Below are 26,356 nucleotides of genomic sequence, written 5' to 3'. Positions count from 1 at the left end.
GGTATCTTTTGACGCAAAACCGGTGCCGACTTTTGCGTTCGTTGCTCTAACCTCAGCAGGATGGAGGCAGGGATGAGGAAAGGGGTTTTCAGCGCGGTCATGGCTCTCCTGGCGATGGGTTTCTGGCTTTCGGCCGCTCGCGCCCAGGCAGAGACCGAAGTCGATGTCGCGCTGGTTCTGGCCGTGGATGTCTCACGCTCCATGGATCCCGATGAGCAGGAGCTCCAGCGCCAGGGCTTCATGGAGGCCTTTCGCTCTCCTCTTGTCCACGACGCGATCCGAAAGGGCATCGTGGGGCGGATCATCGTGACCTATGTCGAATGGTCGGGGGTGGATTATCAGACGGTCATCGTTCCCTGGACCATCATTGACGGTCCTGAGAGCGCCATGAAGTTCGCCGATGGCCTCGACAACGCTCCCATCGGCCGCACGCGGCGGACCTCGATCTCCGGTGCCATCGACTTTAGCGCCAAACTCCTCGACCGGACAGGCGTCGAGCCATTGCGCCGGGTCATCGATATTTCCGGAGACGGGCCCAACAGCAGCGGGCGGGGCGTCATGGCGGCGCGCGACGAGGCGGTTGCCAAGGGCATCACCATCAACGGGCTTCCCATCATGCTCAAGCGGCCCAGCGGCTTCGGCGACATGGAGAATCTCGATCTCTATTACAAGGACTGCGTCATCGGAGGCGAAGGCGCATTCCTGATTCCCGTCCGCGAGCGTCAGCACTTCGCGGAGGCCATCCGCACGAAGATCATCCGTGAAATCGCGGCCCTTCCAGCCCCCTCCCCGCTGATCCAGACGGTGCAGACACAATCGCCCTCCGCCTGCCCGGAAGGGGATCGCGGGATGTATCGCTGGGACCGCAACTGAAAAGGTCCGGAAGGGGAGGCCGCCGTCAACCATAAGCTTTCATCCTGCCTTCATCTTCGGCATGGCATCTGCCTTGAGCGAGCCTAGAATCCTACCGGTCCCGCCCGGGACCCCGTTCAAGGCCCGAAAGCCGGCCTAACGAGCGCCAAGCAAGGAAGTGATCAGAGCCAATGGTGACCACCCGCATTCCGACGACACCGTTTTCCGATCAGCGCCCCGGCACGTCCGGCCTGCGCAAGAAGGTCACCGTTTTCCGGCAGCCGCGCTATGTGGAAAACTTCATTCAGTCGATCTTCGACACCGTCGAGGGGGCTGCGGGCGCGACCCTGGTGATCGGCGGAGACGGGCGCTTCTTCAACGATTCGGTCATTCAAACGGCGATCAAGATGGCGGCCGCCAACGGCTTCGGCCGCGTCCTCGTCGGGCAGAAGGGACTCCTGTCCACGCCTGCCGCCTCCTGTGTGATCCGCAAGCACAAGGCCATCGGCGGGCTCGTCCTTTCCGCCAGCCACAATCCCGGCGGCCCGGACGGCGATTTCGGCATCAAGTTCAACATGTCCCATGGCGGACCGGCGCCGGAATCCTTCACGGAGGCGGTGTTCAAGCGGGCGAGCGCCATTACCGAATACAGGATCGCCGATGAGCCGGACATCGACCTGAGCCGCATCGGGCAGGTCAAGGTCGGCGACATGACGGTCGAAGTCATCGACCCGGTCGCCGATTACGCGGAGCTGATGGAGCGGCTGATCGACTTCGACAAGATCGCCGCGCTGTTCCGCTCCGGCTTCCGCATGCGCTTCGACGCGCTCAATGCTATCACCGGGCCCTATGCGAAGGCGATTCTCGAAGGCCGCCTCGGCGCGCCCGCGGGCACCGTCGTCAACGGCGAGCCCAAGCCCGATTTCGGCGGCCACCATCCCGATCCGAACCCGGTCCATGCCCACGATCTCATGGAGCTGATGCACGGCCCGGACGCCCCCGATTTCGGCGCAGCCTCCGACGGCGACGGCGACCGCAACATGATCGTCGCGCCGGGCCTTTTCGTGACGCCGAGCGACAGCCTGGCGATCCTCACGAGCTATGCGCATCTCGCCCCCGGCTATGCCAAGGGCCTGGCGGGCGTGGCGCGCTCCATGCCGACGAGCCGCGCAGCCGACCGGGTGGCGGCCAAGCTCGGCATCAGCTGCTTCGAGACGCCCACAGGCTGGAAGTTCTTCGCCAACCTTCTCGATGCCGGCCTCATCACCCTCTGCGGCGAGGAGAGCGCAGGAACGGGCTCGAACCATATCCGCGAGAAGGACGGGCTCTGGGCCGTGCTGCTCTGGCTCAACATCCTGGCGGTTCTCGAGAAACCCGCGGATCGGATCGTGCGCGAGCACTGGGCCGCGTTCGGTCGCGATTACTACACGCGCCACGATTACGAGGAACTCGAAACGGCGCCCGCCAATGCACTGATGGATACCCTGCGGGCGAAGCTCCCGACTCTTCCCGGCCAGCGTTTCGCCGGCCTGACGGTCCAGGCTTGCGACGACTTCGCCTATACGGACCCTGTCGATGGATCGGTAACGCCGAAGCAGGGCATCCGCATCCTCTTCAAGGAAGATGCCCGCGCCGTGTTCCGCCTGTCGGGCACCGGCACTTCGGGTGCGACGCTGCGGGTCTATCTGGAGCGCTTCGAGCCGAGTGCCAGCCGGCACGATCTGCCGACCGCCGAGGTCCTAGCGCCTGTCGTGCAGGCCGCCAATGAGATTGCCGACATCGCGGGCCGCACCGGCCGCGACAAGCCGAGCGTCGTCACCTGAGGAGGATGGAGGCTTATCCCGGGCGGCCTAATACGTCGCCCAGAGACCCGGCGTGACCAGTTCCAGCACATGCCCGTCCGGGTCCCGGAAGTAGAGGCTCGTTCCGCCCCGCGACCAGGTGACCCGGCTCTCGACCGGGATGGCGCATTCCTTGAGCCGCCGCTCCCAGGCCTCCAGCTCCTCGGCGGAAATCGCGAAGCCAATGTGCAGCGGCCCCTGCCCGTCATGGGGCGGGATCGTTCCGCCGGGGGTCGTGATCGGCTCGGTCGATCCCCCACGCACGAACAGGAGCAACACGCTCCTGCCTCCGACATCGAAAGCGCACATGCGCTGGTTGTGCAGGAGAAGCGTCAGGCCGAGGCTGTCTTCGTAGAACGACCGGGCGCGGTCGAGGTCGTCCACATAGAGCGCGGTTTCGAGTACGGCATTCAGCTTCGGCATTCCAGGTCTCCCAGGGGAACGATGTGCCTCCGTTTTGTCCTTCGGCATCGCCGACATGTCCAGTTACCTTTGCATTTCCGGCATATCAGGGCGGCGAAAAATTGGGCAACGATGCTGACCTTTTCATCTTGAACAGCATCGGTGCACCCCTTATCTATCGCAGTGCAACACGGCGATTGGCGTCGCAGCGTTGCTGCCCTTCTTGGGCGTTTCCTCCCTAAACTTCGGGCCGTTGGCAACAACGGCCTTTTTTCTTGTCCGGATGGGGTTTTTGCCCTGCGCCCCGGCAGGAACCCCGCATGCGCCCGATGGTTTTCCCAATCATGGATCCCGGGAGAGTTCGCATGTCCACCCGTCCAGACAACCCTGACCGTGCCGACATTCCTCCGGCGCGCACCATCGAGCCGATGGAGGCTTCGCCCCTGGCTCAAGGCTCGACCTCGGCGCAGCTCAAGGACGACATCGACAGCGGCCGCACGGGCGACAAGAACGAGGTGTTCGATCCGGCCCTCTCTCCGCTGGGCACCGATGACGAAGCGGGCGGCTACTCTCCCAAGCCGGAACAGGTCGATCAGGCGCGGCACCAGGAAACATCCGTCCGATGGCAGGACAGCGCCGAAAAGGACAGCTATGCCCATGGACACTCCCGCAAGGCCCTTTACGGCTATATCGGTTTTATCGGTCTCGTCCTGGTGCTGCTCGTAGGCGCATTTTCGATGGTCTAGGACATTGGACAAAGCGCTGCGACGCTGTCGCGAATCACGAGTTCCGTATCCAGCCGGATCCGCTTCGGGGTCGGGCGGCCCTGCAGGAGGGCGACGAGAGCCGTCGCCGCGGCCTGTCCGAGTTCTCTCCGGGGCTGATGAATCGTGGTCAGCGCCGGTTCGGCGACGGCAGCGAACTCGATATCGTCGAAGCCTGCGACGGAGATATCGTCAGGCACCTTCAGTCCGGCCGAGAAGAGCGTGCGCATCAGGCCGATGGCCATTTCGTCGCTGGTGCAGAACACCGCCGTCGGCCGGCTTGCGCGCGCGACGAGGTTCTGCCCGGCAGCCACGCCGGATTCGATCGTGTAGTCCCCGGGAATCACCAGAGCCGGATCGAAGGACAGGCCGGCGGCCTCAAGCCCGTCCCTGTAGCCCAGGAAGCGCTCGAGCTCGAGAATGTTACCGGCAGGCCCGCTTACATAAGCGATGCTGCGGTGCCCGAGGGAAGCGAGATGCCGTGTCATGCGGGAAGCCGCCGCGCGGTTGTCGATCTCGATCTGCGGGATGTCCGCTCCCGGGATCGCCTCGCAGAGCGCCACGAGCGGAATGCCTATCCGGTCAGGTGCGCCCTCCCCGCCCCGGCTCTGCCCAAAGAGATGGCCATGAAGCAGGATTGCGCCGTCCACGCGGCCCGCTGCCGTGTAGGCCGCAAAGTGCGCCTCCTTCTCGGGCGAACCGTCGAGATCGCCGATGATCATGCCGTAACCGGCCTCGAACAGCGTTTCCTCAATGCCGCGCAGGATCTTCGAGAAGAATGTGTTCGCCAGATCGGGCAGGACGACCAGCACCATGTATGTCTTCTGGGACCTCAAGGTGCGCGCGGCGGGATTCGGCACGTATCCAGTCTTGGCAATGGCCTCCATGACGCGGGCGCGGGCTTCGGCGGACACGCGCTCGGGTGTCGCGAGCGCACGGCTGACCGTGGCGGTCGAGACCTCGGCGAGCTTCGCGACATCCTGTATCCGCGCGGCCCGCACGGATGCTCTCCCCCGCCTGCCCGACTGCGCCGCCTCGTCCATGCTCGTCCCCTTTCAGGCCGTGTTTGACAGAAGCCGCGGTTTGGGTAAAGTTGCATGTAATCGATTACATAAAGCTTAGTCGAACCTTTCGACGGCTTGTTCGAAAAACGTCCCGGAAGAGGACGACATCGCCAGGAGGAACCGGATGCCTGCTCACGCCCCGTCCCGCTGATCTCTGCTCCCGCTCTCCACGGCCGCATCCGCCCGCTCGGATGCTCCAGACCGCTCACCCGGAGCAGTTCATGGCTTCCGTTCTTCGCGCAGAGAACATCTCGAAATCCTTCGGGCCCATCGAGGTCCTGACCGGCATTTCGCTCGATCTGAAGCCCGGCGAGGTTCACGCCGTCATCGGCGAGAACGGCGCGGGAAAATCGACCCTGATGCGCATCCTGTCGGGTCATCTCGCACCGACGAAAGGCAGCCTGTCTCTCGACGATCGTCCGGTGACATTTTCGGGTCCCGTCGATGCCGAGGCGCATGGAATCGTTCTCGTCCACCAGGAGATCCTGCTCGCGCCCGACCTGACGGTGGCGCAGAACCTATTTCTCGGCCGGGAGATCAAGCGCTTCGGATTCGTCGACGACAAGGCAATGCGCGAGCGCACGCGCGCGATCCTGCGCGAACTCGGGACCGAGATCGACCCCGACCGGCAGGTCGGCCGCCTTTCCATCGCCAACCGGCAGCTCGTGCAGATCGCCCGCGCCCTGCTCGTTCCCCACAAGGTCGTGGCTTTCGACGAACCCACGGCGGTTCTCACCCCCATCGAGGCCGAAAGCCTCTTCGGCATCATCCGCAAGCTGCGGGACCAGGGCGTTGCAGTTCTCTACATTTCTCACCGCCTCAACGAGGTGAAGGCGATTGCGGATCGCGTCACCGTGCTGCGGGACGGGCGTCACGTCGCGACCCGCGACATCGATGAGCTGAGCTCCCTCGAAATGGCCCGCCTCATGGTGGGCCGCGACATGTCCAAGCTTTATCCCGAAAAACCGGAAACCGCCTCCGATCAGGTTCTTCTGGCGGTTCGCGACATGGCCGTCCCCGGCTATGTGGAGAAGGCCTCCTTCACCCTTCATCGCGGGGAGATCCTCGGCTTCGGCGGCCTGATCGGCGCGGGACGCACGGAACTCTTCGAGGGGCTGGTGGGCCTTCGCCCGAGCCACGGCGCGATCACCCTCGACGGCAGGAACGTTGATTTCCGCGACGCGCGCGAGGCCATGGCGGCAGGCATCGTCTATCTCTCCGAGGACCGGAAGGGCAAAGGCCTGCTGCTGCAGCAGAACCTTCGGGTCAATCTCTCCCTCGCGGCCCTCGACACGTTCAGCCACGGCCCGTTCATCGACGGCGCAGCGGAGGAGAAGGCGCTCGATCGGGCCATCAGGGATTTCGACATCCGCGCCCGGCGCCGGGATCTCCTGGCCGGGCAGCTTTCCGGCGGCAACCAGCAGAAGCTGCTCCTGGCCAAGATGATGCTGCTCGAACCGCGCATCGTCATTATCGACGAGCCGACGCGCGGCGTCGACATCGGCACCAAGGAGCAGATCTACCGCTTCATCGCATCCCTCGCGGCGGAGGGAAAAGCCGTCGTCGTCATCTCGTCCGAGATGCAGGAGCTGATCGGCCTGTGCCACCGGGTGATCGTCATGCGCAACGGGCGCATTGCCGGCGAGGTCGCGCAAGCCGGGTTGACGGAAGATTCCATCGTCTATCTCGCCACAGGCGTTCACGAAGAAAGGGCGGCGGAAATCGCCGCGGGCCATGCATGACCGAAACCGTGCTTCGCACAGGCGCCGAGAAGCGCCGCTTCACCCTCGACATGCGGGCGCTCTCGCCCTTCATCGCGCTGATCGTACTCATGATCGCAGGCGCGCTGGTCAATCCGGATTTTCTCACCGCCTCGAACCTGCTCAACGTGGTGACGCGCTCGGCCTTCATCGCCATCATCGCGGTGGGAGCGACCTTCGTCATCGCGAGCGGCGGCCTCGATCTCTCCGTCGGCTCCATGGCGGCGCTCACCGCCGGAATCATGATCCTGACGCTCAATCATCTCGGCGGCAGCGATATGGGCACCCTGGCCCTCGGCATGCTGGCGGCCATCGGCTTGAGCGCAGCCTGCGGGCTGGCCAACGGCCTCATCGTCACCTTCGGCCGCATCGAGCCCTTCATCGTGACGCTCGGCACCATGGGCATCTACCGCTCCCTGGTCATCTGGCTCGCGGCCGGCGGCACGATCACGATGCGCAATTTCGAACTGCGCGAACTCTACCGCCCGGTCTATTTCGGCAGCATTCTCGGCGTGCCGGTTCCGATCATCGCCTTTCTCCTGGTTGCGGCCATCGGCGCGCTGATCCTCTACCGCACCGCCTTCGGGCGGCACGTGATCGCGCTCGGCTCGAACGAGGACGTCGCCCGCTATTCGGGCGTTCCGATCTGGCGCGTGCGCACGCTCACCTACATCATCCAGGGCATCTGCGTCGGCATCGCGGTTCTGGTCTATGTGCCGCGCCTCGGATCCGCCACGCCGACCACGGGCCTCTTGTGGGAATTGCAGGCCATCACCGCCGTCGTCATCGGCGGCACGGCGCTCAAGGGCGGCGTAGGCCGCGTCTGGGGAACCGTCGTCGGCGCTGTCATCCTCGAAATCGTCGCGAATATCATGGTGCTGTCGAACTTCGTCTCCGAGTTCCTCGTGGGAGCGGTTCAGGGCGCCATCATCATTGTCGCCATGCTCGTGCAGCGGTCTGTCCACCGCGGGCGATGAAACCGGGCCTGAGCCCCCGGACTAGGGAGAAAGGGCTCAGAAGCAACCTTCCAGGGAGGAATGAGATGAAAGCAACGGCATGGAAGATCGCCATCGCGGCGGGACTTATGGCCGGCGTCGCCACCGGCGCGATAGCCCAGCAGAAGAACGTGACCATTGGCGTGTCGATTCCGGCAGCCACCCATGGCTGGACGGGCGGCGCGGTGTATCACGCGCAGGAGACCGCGAAGGAGCTCGAGAAGGCCCATCCCGGCCTCAAGGTCATCGTGAAGACTTCGCCTGACGGCGCATCGCAGGCGAACGCGCTCGACGACCTCACCGCCCAGAAGATCGACGCCCTCGTGGTGCTGCCCTTCAATTCGGACGAGCTGACGAACCCCGTCCGCGAGGTGAAGAAGAAGGGCGTCCTCATCACGGTCATCGACCGCGGCCTGAAGGACCCCACGATCCAGGATATCTACGTGGCAGGCGACAATCCGGGCTTCGGGCGCATCGCGGGCAAGTACTTCGCGGATACCCTCAAGCAGGGCAACATCGTGGTCCTGCGCGGCATTCCGACCGTTCTCGACGACGAGCGCGTGACGAATTTCGAGAAGGCCATCGAGGGATCCGGCGTCAAGATCATCGACAAGCAATATGCCAACTGGAACCGCGACGACGCCTTCAAGGTGATGCAGGACTTCCTGTCCAAGCATCCGAAGATCGACGCCGTGTGGGCCGCGGACGACGACATGGCCCTCGGCGTCCTGGAGGCGATCCGCCAGGCCAAGCGCGAGGACATCAAGTTCGTGGTCGGCGGCGCGGGCATGAAGGAGATGGTCAAGCGCGTCATGGACGGCGACAAGATGATCCCCGTCAACGTAACCTATCCGCCGGCGCTGGTCGCTACCGCGATGCATGTGACGGCTGCGAGCTTCTACACGAACGCGCCCATGCGTGGCACCTTCGTGCTGAACGCGCAGCTCATCACCAAGGACAACGCGAAGGATCACTACTTCCCGAACTCCCCGTTCTGATCGGAGCCGCCCTCGCCCCTTCCCCACAGGAGGGGCGAGGCAACGGAAAGCCGCTCGCACACGGACGGCTTGCCCTTGCCTTACCCTTGTCTCCGATACGATTCCTGGGAGCTCATCCATGAAGACCATGAAAGGTCCCGGCCTTTTCCTTGCGCAGTTCGCAGGCGACGAAGCCCCGTTCAACTCGCTCGACGCGATCTGCCGCTGGGCGGCCTCCCTCGGCTACAAGGGCGTGCAGATTCCAACCTGGGATGCCCGTCTCTTCGACTTGAGGAAAGCGGCGGAGTCCGAAACCTATTGCGACGAGATCAAGGGAATCGTCCGCTCCCACGGCCTGGAGATCACGGAACTCTCGACCCATCTTCAGGGCCAGCTCGTCGCGGTGCATCCGGCCTATGACGAAGCATTCGACGGTTTCGCGACGCCCGAGGTGCGCGGCAACCCGAAGGCCCGCCAGCAATGGGCGGTCGAGCAGATGATGATGGCCGCCCGCGCCTCCAGGCGCCTCGGCCTGAGAGCGAGCGTCACCTTCTCCGGCGCGCTCGCCTGGCCGTTTCTCTATCCCTGGCCGCAACGCCCCGCCGGTCTCGTCGAGACCGCCTTCGAGGAGCTGGGCCGGCGCTGGCGTCCGGTTCTCGATGCCTATGACGAGGCGGGCTGCGACGTGGCCTATGAGATCCATCCCGGCGAGGACATCCACGATGGCGCGACCTTCGAGCGCTTCGTCGATGCGGTCGGGGGTCATGCCCGCGCCTGCATCAATTACGACCCGAGCCACTTCCTGCTGCAGCAGCTCGATTATCTCGCTTTCATCGATCTCTATCACGAGCGCATCAAGGCCTTCCACGCCAAGGATGCCGAGTTCAATCCGTCCGGTCGCGTCGGCGTCTATGGCGGTTACGAGAGCTGGACCGACCGCGCCGGGCGCTTCCGTTCGCTGGGCGACGGGCAGGTCGATTTCAACGCCATCTTCTCGAAGCTCACGCAGTACGATTACGATTCCTGGGCCGTGCTGGAATGGGAATGCGCCCTCAAGCACTCCGAGGACGGCGCGCGGGAAGGTGCCGCATTCATCGCAGCGCACATCATCCGCGTGACGGAGAAGGCCTTCGACGACTTCGCCGCGGGCGGAACGGACGAGGCGGCCAACCGCCGGATGCTCGGCATCGACGCCGCATGAGCGAAAGGGACGAGGCATGACGATTGCAGGTTCTCCAGAGCAGAGACTGAACCGCCGCCTGCGTCTCGGCATGGTCGGCGGCGGACGCGGCGCCTTCATCGGCGCGGTGCATCGCATCGCCGCGCGCCTCGACGACCGCTGGGAGCTCGTGGCGGGAGCTCTCTCCTCCGATCCGGAACGGGCGCGCGCCTCGGGCGAGGACCTTCTCCTGAAGCCTGACCGCATCTATGGCGACTTTAACGAGATGGCCCGGCGGGAGCGGCGGCTGAAGGACGGAATCGACGCGGTCGCCATCGTCACACCCAACCACGCTCATGCGGCTGCCGCCCGCGCCTTCCTGAAAGCGGGCATCCATGTGATCTGCGACAAGCCGCTGACCACCACACGCCGCGAAGCCGAACAGCTCGCGAGGCTCGCGTACGAGACAGGGCTGATCTTCGCGGTGACGCACAATTACACCGGCTATCCTCTCGTGCGGCAGGCCCGCGCCATGGTCCAGGCCGGAGAGCTCGGGGCGATTCGCGTCGTTCAGGTGGAGTATGCGCAGGACTGGCTCGCGACCCGCATGGAAGCGACGGGCAGCAAGCAGGCGGAATGGCGCACGGACCCCGCGCGCTCGGGGCCCGCGGGCGCGGTCGGCGACATCGGCACCCATGCCTTCAACCTCGCCGAGTTCATCCTGGGCGACGAGGTCGCTTCCCTCTCGGCGGAGCTGCACACCTTCGTGGAAGGGCGGAGGCTCGACGACAACGCGCATATGATGCTGCGCTTCGCATCGGGCGCGAAAGGCATGCTCTGGTGCAGCCAGGTGGCCGCAGGCCTCGAGAACGGGCTGCGCATCCGCATCTATGGCGAGAAGGCCGGGCTCGAATGGCATCAGGAGAATCCCAACGGGCTCCTGTTCTCGCCCCTGGGCGAGCCGCCGCGCCTCATCCGGCGCAACGGCTCCGGCGCCGACGACGTCTCCCGCGCGGCCTCGCGCATCCCGGGCGGACACCCCGAAGGCTATCTCGAAGGCTTTGCCCAGCTCTACACGGATGTGGCCGAGCAGATCGCGGCGCGGCTGGAAAAGCGCGAGCCCCATCCCTATGCGCTTCAGGTTCCGACCGTCGATCACGGCGTGCGGGGCGTGCGGTTCATCGAGGCCGCCTTGCGCTCCTCACAGCGCAAGGCGGCCTGGGTCGACCTTTAAAGTCCTGCGCTGGGAAAGGTCTGACCGGCCCTTCCCACGAATGTCTTGAAATCGCTTCCGCAATCATGACGTATAGGGCGACCACCCTGAGAAGCGGAACCGACGATTTCAGAATGGCGCATACGCATCACCACCACGGCCTCGAAGCGCTGAACGAAACCCAGAAGCGGGTTCACCGGATTCTCTGCGCGGCCCAGAATCCGCTCTCGGCCTATGAGGTCCTCGACAAGATGCGGGCCAAGGGGGCTGTGACGCCCCCCACCGTCTACCGCTCCCTGGACAAGCTCATCGAGAAGGGCCTCGCCCATCGGCTCGAGAGCCTCAACGCCTATGTGGCCTGCAAGCACCCCCACCACGAGCACGACATGGCGGCCTTCGCCATCTGCGAGCGGTGCGGCCTGGTGAAGGAATTCACCGATACGCATATCAGCGAGCGCCTGTCCCATTGGAGCGAGGATCACGCCTTTTCGGCCAAGAAAGTCACGGTCGAGATTCGCGGCCTCTGCGAAACCTGCGGTCAGACAAGCGAAGCCGAGTAACTTCGTTTCACTATAAATGAAATATTGTTTATTTATGCAACTCTAGGCTCAAGCTATGCGCGATTGCCATTTTACTTAGAGGAATATGCACAGCTGCAAACGCATTCCGCAATGATAGCACGTTGTCACGGATCTATTTTACCTATATGAATATGTAGATTCCGTAATAACAGGAGTGCGGTCATGAGCACCAAGGCCCTTAGAAAAGAAGAAGAAGAAAGCCTTCTTCGTCGTGCTGACGATCTGTGCCGGCAGAACAACCTCCGGCTGACGCCGATTCGCGAGCGCGTTTATCGCGAGCTCGTGCAGAGCGGCGGCCCGGTTGGCGCCTACGATCTGGTCGATCGTCTGAGCAGCGAGAAGAAGCGCCTGGCTCCGGTCACGATTTATCGCGCCCTGGACTTCCTGCGCGATGCAGGTCTCGTTCATCGCCTTGCCACCCAGAATTCCTATGTCATCTCCCACGGCCAGCCGGACGTGAACGCGATGAAGATCATGTTCGTCGATTCGAAGACCGGGGAGACCATCGAGGTTCACTCGACCGAGGTCGCGGCGGCCGTCCGCAAGGCTGCCGAGCAGGCCGGCTTCAAGTCCGTCTCTCCGTTCATGGAAGTCGAAGGCGAGATCGCCCGCTGAAACGAAAAAGGCAGGGGCGCGCCCCTGCCTTCGCTCAAGAGAATCGAAAGGCCGGGCGATGCCCGGCCTTTTATTTATTCCGCCGCCAGCGCCTGACGGTGGGGATGATGCTCCTCCACCTTGCCCGCCCGCACGGTTTCCTTCGAGATGAAGGTATAGAACATCGGCACCACGAAGAGGGTGAAGACCGTTCCGATGGACATGCCGGAGGCGATGACGAGGCCCATGGAAAAACGGGCCGCTGCACCTGCACCGCTGGCATAGAGCAGGGGCGCGACGCCGAGCACCATGGCGGCGGTGGTCATGAGGATCGGGCGCAGGCGAACCCGAGCCGCTTCCTCGATGGCCGCGCGCTTGCTGACGCCGTGCTTTTCCTTCTGCTCGTTGGCGAACTCCACCATCAGAATGCCGTGCTTCGTGATCAGGCCCACGAGGGTAATCAGACCCACCTGCGTGTAGATGTTGAGCGTCGCAAGCCCCAGGTTCAGGAAGATCATGGCGCCAAACATGGAGAGCGGCACCGACATCATGATGATGAACGGATCGCGGAAGCTCTCGAACTGCGCCGCCAGCACCAGATAGATCACGATGACGGCAAGGCCGAAGGCGAGGAAGATCGAGCTGCCCTCCTGGATCTCCAGGCGGGACTGGCCTGCGTAATCCTCGTAGAAGCCCTGCGGCAGGACTTCCTGAGCGATGGAGCGAAGGGTGGCGAGGCCATCCGACGTCGTCACGCCCGGCAGGGGCAGCGCCGACAGGGTTGCCGAATTGAGCTGGTTGAACTGCTCGATGGCGGCAGGCGCCGCATCCGTCTTGATGCTCACGAGAGCCGATAGCGGAACCATGGAACCATCGGACGCGCGGACGTAGTACTCGGCCAGGCGCTCAGGATTGAAGCGATCCGCCTGACGGACCTGGCTGACGACATCGTAGCTCCGGCTGTCGCGGTCGAACTTCGAGATCGGCGCGCCGCCCACGAGAGCGCCGAGCGTGTTGCCGACCTCCGAGACAGGCACTCCCAGCGCAGCCGCCCGGTCGCGGTCGACCGTGATGCGGGCACGCGGCGTTTGGTAGGAGATGGAGTTCTGGACAATGATGAACTTGCCCGACTTCATCGCCCGCTTGCGGATCTCCTCCGCGACCTCGTATGCCTGCGAGGAATCGTTGATCGTGCGCAGCACATACTGGATCGGCAGACCGTCGCCGCCGCCGGGCAGAGAGGGCGGCGCGAAGACGAAGGCCTGCACGCCCGCGTTCTCGTTGAGGAGGTTCTGAATCTCCTGCTTGGTCTGCACACCCTTCTTTTGGCGCTCGCTCCACTCTTTCAGCTTGAAGCCGACGAAGCCGCCGCCGCCGCCATCGATGCCGACGATCAGGAAGCTGTCGTCGATCTCGGGAATCTTCTCGGCAGCTCCGGTGAACTGCTTGGAGAAAGCCTGGGTGTAGTCGGCGGTTGCATATTTCGGCGCATTCACGAGGCCGAGATACGCGCCCTGATCCTCTTCCGGCGCAAGCTCCGAGGAGGTCTTGGTGAAAAGGAAGACCGTAGTGCCGAGCAGGACCGCGACAATGACGAGCGTCACGCCGCGATAATCCAGCGAGCCCTTCAGGCGACGGGCATACCAGTTCTCGAGCCGCGTGAAGGTCCGGTCGACGAAGGCGGCGAAGCGCCCCTGGCCGCCGTGAGCCTTCAACAGCTTCGACGACATCATAGGCGAGAGCGTCACCGCGATGATGCCCGAGATGATCACCGATCCCGCGAGGGTGAAGGCGAACTCGCGGAAGAGCGAACCCGTCAGGCCCTGCGTGAATCCGATCGGAGCATACACGGCCGCCAGCGTGATCGTCATGGAGACGATGGGAAGGAAGATTTCCTTCATGCCCACGATGGCGGCGTCGATGGGCTTCAGACCCTCCTCGATATGACGGTGGATGTTCTCCAGCACCACGATGGCGTCGTCGACCACGAGGCCGATGGCGAGAACCATGGCGAGCAGGGTCAGAAGATTGATCGAGTACCCCAGCGCATAGAGGAAGAAGCACACGCCGATGAGCGAGAGCGGGATCGTCACGATGGGAATCAGGACCGAGCGGAAGGATCCCAGGAAGAGCAGGATCACGACCACGACGATCAGCGCCGCCTCACCGATGGTCTTGAACACTTCCTCGATCGAGGCCGAGATGAAGTTCGACGCATCGTAGACGATCTGGACCGTCATGCCCTTGGGCAGGGTGGGACGGATCGCGTCGATCGCCTTCGTCACCTCGTCGGCGACGGTCAGCGGGTTGGCGGAAGGCGTCGGCACGATGCCGATGAAGGTGCCCTCGCTGCCGTTGAAGCTGACCTTCACATCCGTGCTCTTGGGGCCGAGTTCCACATCGGCCACGTCGCGCAGGCGCACGACCTGATCGCCGTTGGAACGGATCGGCATCATGCCGAAGGTTTCGGGCGTCTGGAGCGTGGTCTGCATGTCGAGCAGATAGGCCACGTACTCGCTCTGCGTCTTGCCCGGAGCGGCGAGGAAGTTGTTCGCGCGGATCGCCGCCACCACGTCGCCGGCGGTTACGCCGCGCGCCGCCAGGCGCACGGGATCGATCCAGACGCGCATGGCGAAATCGCGCCCGCCGAGGATCTCGGCATTACCCACGCCTTCAAGCGTGGCGAAACGCGGCTGCACCACGCGGGTGAGGAATTCGGAGACCTGCTCCGGATTCATCTCCGTGCTGCCGAAGGTGATGTACATGAGAGCGAAGCTCTGGCCCGTGCCCTTCATGATGACCGGGTCCTCGGCTTCGGAGGGAAGCTGCGCGCGCACCTGCTGCACCTTGGCGGTGACCTCGGTAAGCGCGGCATTCGGATCCGTGTTCAGGCGCATGCGCACGGAAACTGTGCTGATGCCGAGGCGGCTCTGCGTCGTCACGTAATCGACGCCTTCCGCGCTGGAGACCGACTTGGCGATGGGCGTGCTGATGAAGCCCTGGATCAGGTCGGCGCTGGCGCCCGTATAGGTCGTCGTGATCGTGATGGTGGTTTCCTCGACCTCGGGGTACTGGCGCACCTGAAGGTTCATCAGACCCTGCGCACCCAGCAGCAGGATCAGGAGGCTCACCACCATCGACAGGACAGGGCGGCGGATGAAGAGTTCTGTAAAGCTCATAGCTTATGCCTATTGCCCGCTCGCGAGCTTCGTCGTGTCGAGCTTCGTCACATCGATGGTATTGTCGATCTTGACGACGGAACCGGCCTGCAGCTTGTTCTGCCCGGAGGCGACAACCTGCTGGCCGGGCTGGACGCCCGAGATGACCTCGAGAGCGCCGCCGCGCCGGCGACCCGTCTTCACGAAGACCTGCCGGACGACCTGGACCTGCTGACCGGCCCGCTCCTCCTGCTCGATCGTGTAGACATAATCGCCGTAGAGGCTCGTGATGACCGCCGTCTGCGGCAGAGTGATGACATTCGGCTGTTCGGGAAGAATCACTTCCACGTGCAGGAACTGGCCCGGAAGAATGGCCCCGCTCTTGTTGTCCTCCACGAGAGCCTGGACGGATACGAGACGGGTCTTCGGATCGACGCGCGGGTCCTTGCCGGTGACGCGGGCCTTGAAAGGCAGATCCGTTTCCGTCAAGCCGACACGCACTTCCTGTCCGAGCGAAATCTCGCCGGCCCGCTGCTCCGGAACCGTGAAGTCGACCTTCATCGAGGATAGATCCTGGAAGCTCGCGATGACGGTGCCCGGCTGGAGATATTGCCCCACATCGATCCGCGGAATGCCGATCACGCCGGAGAAGGGGGCCTTCAGGGCCTTCTGCTCGAGCGTGGCCTGCAGGCGCGCCAGGCGGGAGCGCGCAGCGGCGAGCAATGCGCTGGCCTGATCCAGGTTGGCCTCCGTGCCGAAGCCGCGAGCCGACAGGGTCTTGGCGCGCTCGAAGCTGCTCTCGGCGGTCTTCACGGCCGCCTGGACATCCTGGATGTCGGCGCGCTCCACCGTATCGTCGAGTTGGACGAGCACCTCGCCCTCGCGGACGTTCTGGTTCGCCTTGAACTTGATTTCCTTGACGATGCCGGGCGTCTCGAACGCCAGCTCGACGCCGTTGGCGGCCTTGGCCGTGCCGATGGCGCTGATGCTCGGCGTCCAGGCCTTCGCCTCGACCTTGGCGGCCGAAACCGTCTGCGGCGGCGGCTGCATGTTGGCGAAGAACTGCGAGATCATCTTGTCGCGGAAAAAGTTGAACCAGACCAGGCCGCCGCACAGTCCGACCGCGAGAATGAACACAAGAGCAACTACGAGGCGCCGTTTCATAGGCCTTTTTCCGAGTTTCAAAACCCTTTAACGGGCTCATCTAAGACTAAGGAGGTGCGGCATTAGCGCAGCTATCCCTTGACGCCAAGGCCGTAGGGGAATTTATATACCGTCTGGACGGTTTAGTTGCAAGATAGGTCAATGTTGTTTCCCTGTACCCGAGGCCGCAAAAGTTCGAGAGAAAAAATTCTCGATGCGGCCGCAGAGCTTGTGGGCACGATCGGAGCGGGCCGCCTGACGCTGGAGGCCGTTGCGGAGAAGGCAGGGCTCAGCAAAGGCGGGCTACTTTATAACTTTCCCACCAAGGACGCGCTGCTGCAGGGCATGATCCAGCGCATGATCGACCAAGTCTCCTCCGAAAAGGAGGCGTTGCGGGCAAAGGCTCCTCCCGGGCCCAATCTCGAAGCCCGCGTGGTGACGAAAACCCTGCTCAACATATGCTGCGGCGGCAAGATGCAGGACATGGCCACCGGCATGCTGGCGGCTACGGCGGAGAATCCCCGCCTCCTCGACCCCGTCCGTCAGGTGATCGCAGCCACGCTGGAGAAGCTGAAGGCCAATTCCGACGATCTCGACGCCGCCCTGCTGGCGTGGCTCGCCACCGAGGGCCTGAGCAATCTCGAAATGCACGGCCTCAGCCCGTTCTCGGAAGAAGACAGGGACCGGATCGTGAAAGCGATCGAGCGCCTCGTCACCAAGGGCATCGCCGGATAGGCGTCAAGCCCGTCTCAGGCCATCCAGGACGGATCGCTCAGCACCTCGTCCGTGTGCTCTCCGAGGCGCGGCGAAGGACGATGCGCCGCCATCGGCTCTCCATTCATGACGATGGGCGAGCGGACGGACGGAATCGCGCCTCCCTTTGCAGCCGGAGACGGCAGGTCGATCCTCATGCCGCGCGCGACGACGTGAGGATCCGCGAAAACGTCGGCGACCGTATTGATGGGTCCCGCCGGAACGCCCTGCTTTTCCAGAGCCGACAGCAAGGCATCGCGCGTTGTCTTAATTGTCAGACCCGTCAGGATCGGCACGAGCTCGGCGCGGTGACGCACGCGGCCCGCATTGGTCGCGAAGCGCTCGTCCTGCGCGAGTTCCGGTTGCCCCAGCACGGCGACGAAGCGCGAGAACTGGCCATCGTTGCCCACCGCCACGATCACATGGCCGTCGGCCACCGGGAAGACCTGGTAGGGCACGATGTTGGGATGCGCGTTGCCCATGCGGCGGGGCGCCTTTCCCGAAGCCAGATAGTTCATGGCCTGGTTGGCGAGCACGCTCGTCTGCACGTCGAGAAGCGCCATGTCGAGATGCGCGCCCTCTCCCGTCCGGTCCCGGCGGCGAAGCGCCGCGAGAATGCCGACCACCGAATAGACGCCGGTGAAGATGTCGACATAGGCGACGCCGATCTTCTGCGGCTCGCCGTCCGGATCGCCCGTCAGATCCATGATCCCGCCCATGCCCTGGATCATGAAATCGTAGCCCGCGCGGGATGCGTAAGGCCCGTTCTGCCCGAAACCCGTGATGGAGCAATAGACGAGGCGCGGATTGACGGCCCTGAGGCTCTCGTAGTCGAGCCCGTATTTCTTCAGGCCGCCGACCTTGAAGTTCTCGATCACCACATCCGCATGGGCCGCGAGCTTGCGCACAAGCGCCTGGCCTTCGGGGGTCTCGAAATCGGCCTCGATGGAACGTTTGCCGCGGTTGCAGGCATGAAAATAGGCCGCCGAGAGATCGCCGCCATCGGCCGCGTCGACGAAGGGAGGCCCCCATCCGCGCGTGTCGTCGCCCGCCCCGGAACGTTCCACCTTCACCACGTCGGCGCCGAGATCCGCGAGCAGCTGGCCCACCCAGGGGCCGGCGAGGATGCGCGCGAGTTCGAGAACTTTCAGGCCTTCGAGCGGTTTCATGAGCATCAATCCATCACGGCATCGAGGCCGCGCTTCAATCCGATGAAGGAGGAGACGCGGCGGGCAGCAAGCAACGTGCCGGCAACGTAAGGGGCAGCCGACGACCCCGCATCGTGACGGATGACGAGACGTTCGTTATCCGCGCCAAACACGGCTTCGCACGAGAGCACGAAAGACGGCATGCGCAGGGAATGAACCTGCACCGGCTCCTTAGCACCGAGAGCACCGCCGCGCGTTTCGCGAATTCCGGTCAGCTCGTTCACCGGCTTCGAGGTGGCCGGCTGGCGGACCTCGCTCAGGAGCTCCGCCAGTTCGCGTGCCGTGCCGGAGGGCGTGTCGGGTTTCGTCGCGGAGGCATAATCGACGACTTCCACGTCGGGCACGTAGCGCGCGGCCTCCAGCGCGAAACGGCGCAGCAGCGTCGCCGTGATCGAGAAATTCCCGGCGGCCAGCACGCCGCGCTCCGCTTTCAGGGCAACGCGATCGATCTCCGCATATTCTTCCGCGGAGAGGCCCGATGTGCCGACGACCACATGGCGGCCATGCGCCAACGCCGTCAGCGCATGAGCCTTGACCGCATGGGGCTTGGTGTAGTCGATCACCACGTCGGACGGCGCTTTCAAAGCCTCTTCGAGCGTGGCGCTGATCGCGACGCCCAGGCGGGGAAGACCGGTGGCCTCGCCCGCATCCCGGCCCGCAGCACTGCGGCTTACGGCGCCCGTGAGTTCGAGATCGTCGGCGGCTGCAATCGCAGCCACCAGCGCCTTGCCGACCCAGCCCGTCGCTCCTGCGAGCGTGATGCGAAGAGGCATTGCCTGCTCCTCTTTTAGAAGAACGCCTGCAGCCCCGTCTGCGCGCGGCCGAGGATGAGAGCGTGCACGTCGTGCGTGCCCTCGTAGGTATTCACCGTCTCCAGGTTCTGCGCATGGCGCATCACGTGGTACTCTTCCTGGATGCCGTTGCCGCCGTGCATGTCGCGGGCCTGGCGCGCGATGTCGAGCGCCTTGCCGCAATTGTTGCGCTTCACGAGCGAGATCATCTCGGGCGCCATGCGGCCCTCGTCGAAGAGACGGCCGACGCGCAGCGATGCGTGAAGGCCGAGGGTGATCTCGGTCATCATGTCCGCGAGCTTCTTCTGCACGAGCTGGGTCGCGGCGAGCGGCTTGTTGAACTGCTTGCGGTCGAGAGTGTACTGGCGCGCCCGGTGCCAGCAATCCTCCGCCGCGCCCATGGCGCCCCAGGAGATGCCGTAGCGCGCGCGGTTCAGGCAGCCGAAGGGTCCCTTGAGTCCCGACACGTTCGGCAGCAGCGCGTCCTCGCCCACCTCGACACCATCCATGACGATCTCGCCGGTGATGGAGGCGCGCAAGCTGAGCTTGCCGCCGATCTTCGGCGCGGAGAGGCCCTTCATGCCCTTCTCCAGCACGAAGCCGCGGATCTCGTTGTCATGCGCCTCGGACTTCGCCCAGACCACGAACACATCCGCGATGGGGGAGTTGGAGATCCACATCTTGGAGCCGGTGAGACGATAGCCGCCGTCGATCTTCACGGCGCGGGTCTTCATGCCGGCGGGGTCGGAGCCCGCATCCGGCTCGGTGAGGCCGAAGCAGCCCACGAACTCGCCCGAGGCGAGCTTGGGCAGGTATTTCCGGCGCTGCTCCTCGGAGCCATAGGCATAGATCGGGTACATGACGAGGGAGGACTGCACGCTCATCATGGAGCGGTAGCCGGAATCGACCCGCTCCACCTCGCGGGCCACGAGGCCGTAGGCCACGTAGGACGCGCCCGCGCAGCCGTATTCCTCGGGGATCGTCACGCCGAGAAGGCCCAGCTCGCCCATCTCGTTGAAGATGGCGCGGTCGGTCTTCTCCTCGCGATAGGCCTCGATCACGCGGGGGAGGAGCTTCTCCTGGGCGTAGGACCGGGCCGTGTCGCGGATCATGCGCTCATCGTCGGTGAGGAGGTCGTCGAGGAGGAGGGGATCCTCCCACTTGAGCTTCGCGAGTTCATGCTGCGGACCGGCCATGACATTCATCCTTCTCATGCAAGGCTTGGGAAGCACCGGCGCGAGGCCAGCCAACCCCATTGAATTTGACCGGCAAAATCGCGCTGGACAGGCCAAAAGTAAATCGACATCTTCGCAGCAGGTTATTCTCAATCGGAATGAACTTGTGTTTCGTCGCGGTTTCCTGCCCAATATGGGCAATCTCCTGGCCTTCGAGGCCACGGCCCGCCATGGCAGCGTCTCTCGGGCGGCCGAAGAACTGAACCTGACCCAGAGCGCCGTCTCGCGGCAGATCCAGCAGCTGGAGGAATCCCTCGGCGTCTCCCTGTTCAGCCGCAGCCGCCAGCGGGTGGTGCTCACCGATGTGGGGCGCATGTATGCCTCCCAGGTGCGCAATACCCTGTCAGAACTCTCCGACGCCACCCATCAGGCCATCGCGCTCTCGGGCACCACAGGGGTGCTCAACCTCGCCACCCTGCCGACCTTCGGCACGCGCTGGCTCATTCCGCGCATTCCGGATTTCTTCGCCCGGCATCCGGGCGCGACCGTGAATTTCGGGGTCCGCCTCGTGCCCTTCGACTTCGCCGCCGAGCCTTTCGACGCCGCCATCCATTTCGGCGAGCCGCATTGGCCGGGCGCGATGTGCGAATTGCTGCGCACGGAGGAGGTCGTACCCGTCTGCAGCCCCGGCTACCGGGCACGGGAGAACCTGCACTCCCCGAAGGACCTGGCCCGCGCCACCCTGCTTCAGCAGAGCACCCGCCCGACGGCCTGGGCGGAGTGGTTCTCCAGCGTCGGCGTGGAGGTAAGCAACCCCCTGCGTGGCCCGCGCTTCGAACAATTCGCCATGGTGGCCCAGGCCGCCGCCGCAGGGCTCGGCGCCGCCCTCATTCCGAATTTCCTGATCGCGGACGAGCTGGCCTCGGGACGCCTGGAGCTTCTCTTCCCGAAGAGCCTCGCCAGCGGCGGGGCCTATTATCTCGTCTATCCGGAGTACAAGGCCGAGACGCCGCTGCTGCGCTCCTTCCGCGACTGGATCCTGGACCGGATCCGTCAGGGATAAGCCCGCTTCGCCTTCATCGTCCGGATGCTCAAGGCTAGGGCCATCAGCCCGCAGATCACGATGGCGCTCACCATCGACAGGGGCGTGCCGTCATAGAAGGCGCTGACCAGCACGATCATCACGGCACCCGTGCTGAGCTGAAGCGTGCCCATCAGGGCCGAGGCCGTGCCGGCCACGGGGCCATGCTCTTCAAGGGCGAGAACCGCCGTTGACGGAATTACGAGACCGAGACAGCCGAAGGACACGAAAAGAAGCCCCCACAGGACATAGGCCCTGTCGATCCCGATCACCGTCAGCAGGAAAAGAGACGTCACCAATGCCGCGAAGACGGAGATTGCGACACGCACGACCCTTTCGGCGCCGAACCGGCGCATGAGAGTGCTGTTGAACTGGGCGCTGCCGATGAAGGCGATCGCATTCGAGGCGAAGACCATGCTGTATTGCGACGGCGTCAGCCCGAAATGCTCGATGAAGATGACGGAGGACCCGGCCAGATAGGCGAAGAAGCTCGCCTGGCTGAACCCGCCGATGAAGGCGAGGCTCAGGAAGCGACGGTCCCTGAGAAGGGCCCTGTAGGTCGCGAAAGCCTGCGCGATGCCCTTGCGGTCCGAAGCGGGCCTGTGCGTCTCGGGCAGGAGGAAGAGCACGACCGCCAGACCGGCGAGCCCGATCGCCGCGACGGCCCAGAAGATCACCCGCCACCCAAAGAACGCCGTCAGGGCGCTGCCGGCGAGCGGGGCGAGGATCGGGGAGACGCTGAAGACCAGCATGGTCGTCGCCATCAACCGGGCCGCCTCATGCCCGGTATGCAGATCGCGAATGACGGCGCGGGGAATGACCATCGCCGCACAGGAACCGACGCCCTGCAGGAACCGGAAGGCGATGAGGGTTTCCACATTCGGCGCGAAGCTGCAGCCGATCCCCGCCAGCACGAACAGCCCCAGGCCGAAATAGAGCGGCGGCTTGCGCCCGAACCGGTCCGAAAGCGGCCCATAGGCGAGCTGGCAGAGGGCGACCGCCACGAAGAAGCTCATCAGGCTCATCTGCACGGCGCTGACATCGACCTGCAGCTCGCGGGCGATCGCCGGAAAGGCGGGCAGATACGTGTCGATGGCGAAGGGCCCGACAGCGGAGAGCATGCCGAGGACGAGCGCGTTGCGCAGAAAGGCGGACTTCATCGAGAAAGGCTTTCTTGGAACCCGGGCGATGGAACCGGATCGAAAAAAGGCCGGATCGCCTAAAGGATCAGGCCAGACGATTCTGAAATGGGTTGAGCTTGCGGAATCATCCCGGCGCATAAGCCTGGGAGCACGGCATCATTTGTAGGCCTTGCGGCGGACCCGTCAAGACAAACCGCTTGATGGGGCGGATTATAGTCCGATACGGGGGGCAATGCTTACCTTTCGTTAACCATGAATGGTCATAGGTGGTTAAGCATCCAGCTGAAGGGGCGCATCGCAGAAGGAGTTTCCCTCTCCTCGAAGCGGCCCGCATTGGCTGGCCGACTGGCCACCAGGATTTTCAAGTTCCCCATGTCCGCTTCGACGTCCTCGCATCAGATGAGTTTCGGCCCCACCCTTCCCGGAGCGCCCGAGAGCCCGACCCATCACCGGCCGAAGCGTCTGTGGATGGCCCTGCGGCTCCTGGCGGCGGCGAGCGTCACCATGGCCGTTTCCGCCTGCGCGGGACGCTCCGATCTCGGCTTTGCAACCCTCATGTCCGAAGTGCCCGTCACGCGGGCCGTCATCGTGCCTCCGCCGGGCGGGCCTTTCGTCGTCGCGGTCCTGCAGCGCGATTACCAGGACGGCCTCTCGCAGGAAATCGCTCTCTCGACCGCCTCCCTGACGACCGGGCAGAACGCTTTCTATGTAACCCTGTACAACAACACGGCGAATAACCCGGAAATTCCCTCGAGCCTGTCCTATCCGGCCCTTGTCCCGGACAAGATCCAGCAGGAAATGGAAGAGCGCCTGCCGGGCGTCGACATGAGAACCTCCCTCGTCTACGTGCAGAACAAGTTCGGCCCCTTCGGCTTTGCCACGGGGCGCTCCGCGACAGGCGATACGTGCCTCTATGCCTGGCAGCAGATCGAGCCCAGCGCCCCGGCCATTCTGGTTCCGGGCGGCGTCATCTCGGTGCGGCTGCGCCTGTGCGACGCCGATGCCAGCGTGGACCAGCTCCTGCGCGTCTTCTACGGCTATACGATCTCGGCCTATTACCGGCAGGAATCGTGGAACCCCTACGGGGAGCCCGCATCCCCGCCCCCGGGCTTCGGGCAGATCGATACACCGATGTATCCGCTCAATCTCGGCGGTCCGAATGCGGCGGAGGTTCGTCGGCGGACCCTGTATCGGGAACCGCGCCGCAGCCTTCCTGCCCCGGAGGTCCAGAGACGCGTGATCGACAAGGATACGGTCATGCCGACAACGGCGCCGAGCCCCTCCGCTCCGTCGGCGGCAGGTTCGACCGGTTACCCAATTGTCCCCCCGCCGCCACGGGAGTGACGCCAAGATCAGCAATGAAATGATATTACATTATACATCACTTCATTCACTAATGCGATACAAAACCTAAGCAACGTGGTCCACATAGACATGGACCTGGGTTAAGACATGAACTAAGCGAGTTATTGCACCCCGAATATCAGAGCCGAGAACCCAGACACATGCGAGCAGGTCTTATCGTAGCCTTATGGGCTGTGGCGGCGATACTGATCGTCTCGCTGATTGTTCTTCCCATCAGCCTCCAAGCCCATCTCATCGCAGGTCTGACCGTCGTGGCCTGCATGATCATTCTCAAGTTCTTTCGCGCTCAAGGCGTCTGGAGGCTGATCGCTCTGGCTCTCGGGACCGCCATCGTCCTGCGTTACGTCTTCTGGCGAACCACCAGCACGATCCCGCCGATCACCGACGTGGCGAGCTTCATTCCCGGCATCCTGCTGTACTTCGCGGAGATGTACAGCGTGCTGATGCTGTTCCTCAGCCTCTTCGTGGTGTCGAGTCCCCTGAGTTCCCGCAAGGCGCCCCAGATCGATACCCAGAACCTGCCGACCGTCGACGTCTTCGTCCCGAGCTACAATGAAGGCTCGGACCTTCTAGCCACGACGCTTGCCGCGGCGAAGGCCATGGACTACCCGGGGGACAAGTTGACCGTCTGGCTGCTTGACGATGGCGGCACGGATGAAAAGTGCAACTCGCCCAACACCATCGTCGCCCAGGAGGCCCGCGCCCGGCGGGCCGAGCTCCAGGCGCTCTGCGAGGCGCTGGAGGTGCGCTACCTGACCCGCGCCCGCAACGTGCACGCTAAGGCCGGCAATCTCAACAACGGCCTCGAGCACTCGACCGGCGACCTGATCGCCGTGTTCGACGCGGACCATGCTCCGGCCCGGAGCTTCCTGACGGAGACCGTCGGGCACTTCACCGCGGACAAGAACCTCTTCCTGGTTCAGACACCGCACTTCTTCATCAACCCCGATCCACTCGAGCGCAATCTCGGCACCTTCCAGACGATGCCGTCGGAGAACGAGATGTTCTACGGCGTCATCCAGCGCGGCCTCGACAAGTGGAACGCGGCCTTCTTCTGCGGATCGGCAGCGGTTCTGCGGCGTGAAGCCCTGCAGGAGACCAACGGCTTCAGCGGCCTGAGCATCACGGAAGACTGCGAAACGGCGCTCGAACTGCATTCGCGCGGCTGGACCAGCGTGTACGTGGACAAGCCGCTCATTGCCGGCCTGCAGCCCGACACCTTCGCGAGTTTCATCGGGCAGCGCTCGCGCTGGGCGCAGGGCATGATGCAGATCATGCACTACAAGTTCCCGGCGTTCAAACGCGGCCTGAAGCTGTCTCAGCGCCTCTGCTACATGTCGAGCAGCATGTTCTGGCTGTTTCCGTTCTCACGGTTCTGCTTCCTCGTGTCGCCGCTCTGCTACCTCTTCTTCTCCCTCGAGATCTTCACTGCATCGGGCGGCGAGTTCTTCGCCTACACCTTCACCTACATGATGGTGAACTTCATGATGCAGAACTATCTCTATGGCCGCTACCGCTGGCCGTGGATTTCGGATCTGTACGAATACATCCAGACGATCTACCTGCTGCCGGCCGTGCTATCGGTCGTCGCCAATCCGAGCAAGCCAACCTTCAAGGTCACGGCCAAGAACGAGACCATGGATCAGAGCCGGATCTCGGAATTGGGAATGCCCTATTTCATCATCTTCGGCATCCTCGTCCTCGGCGTCATCGCCACGGGCGTGCGGGTTTGGATGGAGCCCTACAAGGCCGACCTCACCCTCGTGACCGGTGCCTGGAATATCCTCAATCTCATCGTCGCAGGCTGCGCGCTCGGCGTGGTGTCGGAACGCGCCACGCGGCGCCAGAGCCACCGGGTGCGGGTCGAACGTCCGTGCCGCTTCATCATGGGCGACGAGGCGGTCGATGCGGTGCTGGTGGACGTATCGGTCGGAGGCGGGAGACTTCATGTGCCTCCGTCCGCCGAGCCGAACCTGAAGAAGGGAACGTCGGGCATTCTCGAGTTCCAGCCCTTCTCCAATCTCCCCGTCCAGCAGCTGCCTTTGGAAATCCGCAAGGTCAACATGGACGACAAGGGCCTGCTGCTCGGGTGCCGCTTCGTGATCGAAAAGCACGAGCATCGGAGAATGATCGCCGATCTCGTCTTCGCCAATGCGGATCAATGGAGCGAATTCCAGAAGAACCGCCATCACGACATCGGCGTTCTGCGCGGAACACTATGGTTCTTCATGGTTGCGTTCTACCAGACCGGACGGGGCCTTTCCTACTTCTTCGGCCTGCAGCGGATCGGCAGCTCCAGCCCTCAGGCCTCCACCGCCGCTACGGCCGTCAAGTAGAG

Annotated in this window: 22 protein-coding genes; 14 read left to right on the top strand and 8 right to left on the bottom strand. The window is 63.9% G+C overall.

Annotation, left to right across the window (positions count from 1 at the left end):
* Positions 1-72: 72 nt before the first annotated feature.
* The gene (locus L879_RS0102210) at positions 73-873 is read left to right on the top strand and encodes a DUF1194 domain-containing protein (protein ID WP_027314688.1); all 801 of its coding nucleotides are present in this window, start codon (positions 73-75) and stop codon (positions 871-873) included.
* A 170-nt stretch (positions 874-1,043) separates the two neighbouring features.
* Positions 1,044-2,675 (top strand): alpha-D-glucose phosphate-specific phosphoglucomutase, encoded by a 1,632-nt coding sequence (locus tag L879_RS0102205; protein ID WP_027314687.1) that lies wholly within the window; start codon positions 1,044-1,046, stop codon positions 2,673-2,675.
* A 27-nt stretch (positions 2,676-2,702) separates the two neighbouring features.
* On the opposite strand, the gene L879_RS0102200 is transcribed toward L879_RS0102205, so the two are convergent.
* Positions 2,703-3,116 (bottom strand): VOC family protein, encoded by a 414-nt coding sequence (locus L879_RS0102200; protein WP_027314686.1) that lies wholly within the window; start codon positions 3,114-3,116, stop codon positions 2,703-2,705.
* 344 nt (positions 3,117-3,460) lie between these two features.
* On the opposite strand from L879_RS0102200, the gene L879_RS0102195 reads away from it, so the two are divergent.
* Positions 3,461-3,841, top strand: coding sequence for a hypothetical protein (locus tag L879_RS0102195; RefSeq protein ID WP_027314685.1), 381 nt, complete (start codon positions 3,461-3,463; stop codon positions 3,839-3,841).
* On the opposite strand, the gene L879_RS0102190 is transcribed toward L879_RS0102195, so the two are convergent.
* Positions 3,838-4,902, bottom strand: coding sequence for a LacI family DNA-binding transcriptional regulator (locus L879_RS0102190; protein WP_051434971.1), 1,065 nt, complete (start codon positions 4,900-4,902; stop codon positions 3,838-3,840). The two genes, L879_RS0102195 and L879_RS0102190, sit on opposite strands and share 4 nt — an antisense overlap.
* A 242-nt stretch (positions 4,903-5,144) precedes the next feature.
* On the opposite strand from L879_RS0102190, the gene L879_RS0102185 reads away from it, so the two are divergent.
* From L879_RS0102185 to L879_RS20095, 7 genes are all read left to right on the top strand, one after another.
* Positions 5,145-6,665 (top strand): sugar ABC transporter ATP-binding protein, encoded by a 1,521-nt coding sequence (locus L879_RS0102185; protein WP_027314683.1) that lies wholly within the window; start codon positions 5,145-5,147, stop codon positions 6,663-6,665.
* Positions 6,662-7,660 (top strand): ABC transporter permease, encoded by a 999-nt coding sequence (locus L879_RS0102180; RefSeq protein WP_027314682.1) that lies wholly within the window; start codon positions 6,662-6,664, stop codon positions 7,658-7,660. Before L879_RS0102185 ends, L879_RS0102180 begins: the two co-directional genes overlap by 4 nt.
* A 65-nt stretch (positions 7,661-7,725) precedes the next feature.
* Complete coding sequence (locus L879_RS0102175; protein ID WP_027314681.1) at positions 7,726-8,676, top strand: ABC transporter substrate-binding protein; 951 nt, start codon at positions 7,726-7,728, stop codon at positions 8,674-8,676.
* Positions 8,677-8,794: 118 nt separating this feature from the next.
* Positions 8,795-9,856 (top strand): sugar phosphate isomerase/epimerase family protein, encoded by a 1,062-nt coding sequence (locus tag L879_RS0102170; RefSeq protein ID WP_027314680.1) that lies wholly within the window; start codon positions 8,795-8,797, stop codon positions 9,854-9,856.
* A gap of 16 nt (positions 9,857-9,872) precedes the next feature.
* Positions 9,873-11,048 carry a Gfo/Idh/MocA family protein gene (locus L879_RS0102165; RefSeq protein WP_027314679.1) on the top strand — a complete coding sequence of 392 codons (1,176 nt, stop codon included), beginning with the start codon at positions 9,873-9,875 and terminating at the stop codon, positions 11,046-11,048.
* Between the two features lie 113 nt (positions 11,049-11,161).
* Positions 11,162-11,587 (top strand): Fur family transcriptional regulator, encoded by a 426-nt coding sequence (locus L879_RS0102160; RefSeq protein WP_027314678.1) that lies wholly within the window; start codon positions 11,162-11,164, stop codon positions 11,585-11,587.
* 183 nt (positions 11,588-11,770) lie between these two features.
* Positions 11,771-12,223: a Fur family transcriptional regulator gene (locus L879_RS20095; protein WP_051434969.1), complete on the top strand. Its 453-nt coding sequence runs from the start codon at positions 11,771-11,773 to the stop codon at positions 12,221-12,223.
* A 74-nt stretch (positions 12,224-12,297) separates the two neighbouring features.
* Here L879_RS20095 and L879_RS0102150 read toward each other — a convergent pair whose 3' ends face one another.
* Together L879_RS0102150 and L879_RS0102145 are read right to left on the bottom strand one after the other, a co-directional pair.
* A complete protein-coding gene (locus L879_RS0102150) occupies positions 12,298-15,381 on the bottom strand; it encodes an efflux RND transporter permease subunit (RefSeq protein ID WP_027314677.1) in 3,084 nt (1,027 codons plus the stop codon).
* Between the two features lie 9 nt (positions 15,382-15,390).
* Positions 15,391-16,524, bottom strand: coding sequence for an efflux RND transporter periplasmic adaptor subunit (locus L879_RS0102145; RefSeq protein WP_027314676.1), 1,134 nt, complete (start codon positions 16,522-16,524; stop codon positions 15,391-15,393).
* Between the two features lie 141 nt (positions 16,525-16,665).
* On the opposite strand from L879_RS0102145, the gene L879_RS0102140 reads away from it, so the two are divergent.
* A complete protein-coding gene (locus L879_RS0102140; RefSeq protein WP_084020629.1) occupies positions 16,666-17,238 on the top strand; it encodes a TetR/AcrR family transcriptional regulator in 573 nt (190 codons plus the stop codon).
* A 14-nt stretch (positions 17,239-17,252) separates the two neighbouring features.
* Here L879_RS0102140 and L879_RS0102135 read toward each other — a convergent pair whose 3' ends face one another.
* From L879_RS0102135 to L879_RS0102125, 3 genes are read right to left on the bottom strand one after another with little or no spacing between them, the layout of a single operon-like run.
* Entirely contained in the window at positions 17,253-18,425 is a 1,173-nt protein-coding gene (locus L879_RS0102135) for a CaiB/BaiF CoA transferase family protein (protein ID WP_027314674.1), read from the bottom strand.
* Positions 18,426-18,430: 5 nt separating this feature from the next.
* Positions 18,431-19,237: a 4-hydroxy-tetrahydrodipicolinate reductase gene (dapB, locus tag L879_RS0102130; RefSeq protein ID WP_027314673.1), complete on the bottom strand. Its 807-nt coding sequence runs from the start codon at positions 19,235-19,237 to the stop codon at positions 18,431-18,433.
* 14 nt (positions 19,238-19,251) lie between these two features.
* Entirely contained in the window at positions 19,252-20,451 is a 1,200-nt protein-coding gene (locus tag L879_RS0102125) for an acyl-CoA dehydrogenase (RefSeq protein ID WP_154664048.1), read from the bottom strand.
* Positions 20,452-20,623: 172 nt separating this feature from the next.
* Between L879_RS0102125 and L879_RS0102120 the strand changes: the two genes are divergently transcribed.
* Positions 20,624-21,493 carry a LysR family transcriptional regulator gene (locus tag L879_RS0102120; RefSeq protein ID WP_183501308.1) on the top strand — a complete coding sequence of 290 codons (870 nt, stop codon included), beginning with the start codon at positions 20,624-20,626 and terminating at the stop codon, positions 21,491-21,493.
* Here L879_RS0102120 and L879_RS0102115 read toward each other — a convergent pair.
* On the bottom strand, positions 21,484-22,671 hold the full coding sequence (locus tag L879_RS0102115; protein WP_027314670.1) for a multidrug effflux MFS transporter: 1,188 nt from the start codon (positions 22,669-22,671) through the stop codon (positions 21,484-21,486). The two genes, L879_RS0102120 and L879_RS0102115, sit on opposite strands and share 10 nt — an antisense overlap.
* A gap of 354 nt (positions 22,672-23,025) precedes the next feature.
* On the opposite strand from L879_RS0102115, the gene bcsN reads away from it, so the two are divergent.
* Together bcsN and bcsA are read left to right on the top strand one after the other, a co-directional pair.
* Entirely contained in the window at positions 23,026-23,997 is a 972-nt protein-coding gene (bcsN, locus tag L879_RS22495; protein WP_051434968.1) for a cellulose biosynthesis protein BcsN, read from the top strand.
* A 161-nt stretch (positions 23,998-24,158) separates the two neighbouring features.
* On the top strand, positions 24,159-26,354 hold the full coding sequence (gene bcsA, locus L879_RS0102105) for a UDP-forming cellulose synthase catalytic subunit (RefSeq protein WP_027314669.1): 2,196 nt from the start codon (positions 24,159-24,161) through the stop codon (positions 26,352-26,354).
* The last annotated feature ends 2 nt before the right edge of the window (positions 26,355-26,356 follow it).

Origin of the sequence: Microvirga flocculans ATCC BAA-817, assembly GCF_000518665.1 — a bacterium.
GTDB classification, from domain to species: domain Bacteria; phylum Pseudomonadota; class Alphaproteobacteria; order Rhizobiales; family Beijerinckiaceae; genus Microvirga; species Microvirga flocculans.
This window is presented reverse-complemented; position numbering and strand designations above follow the sequence as displayed.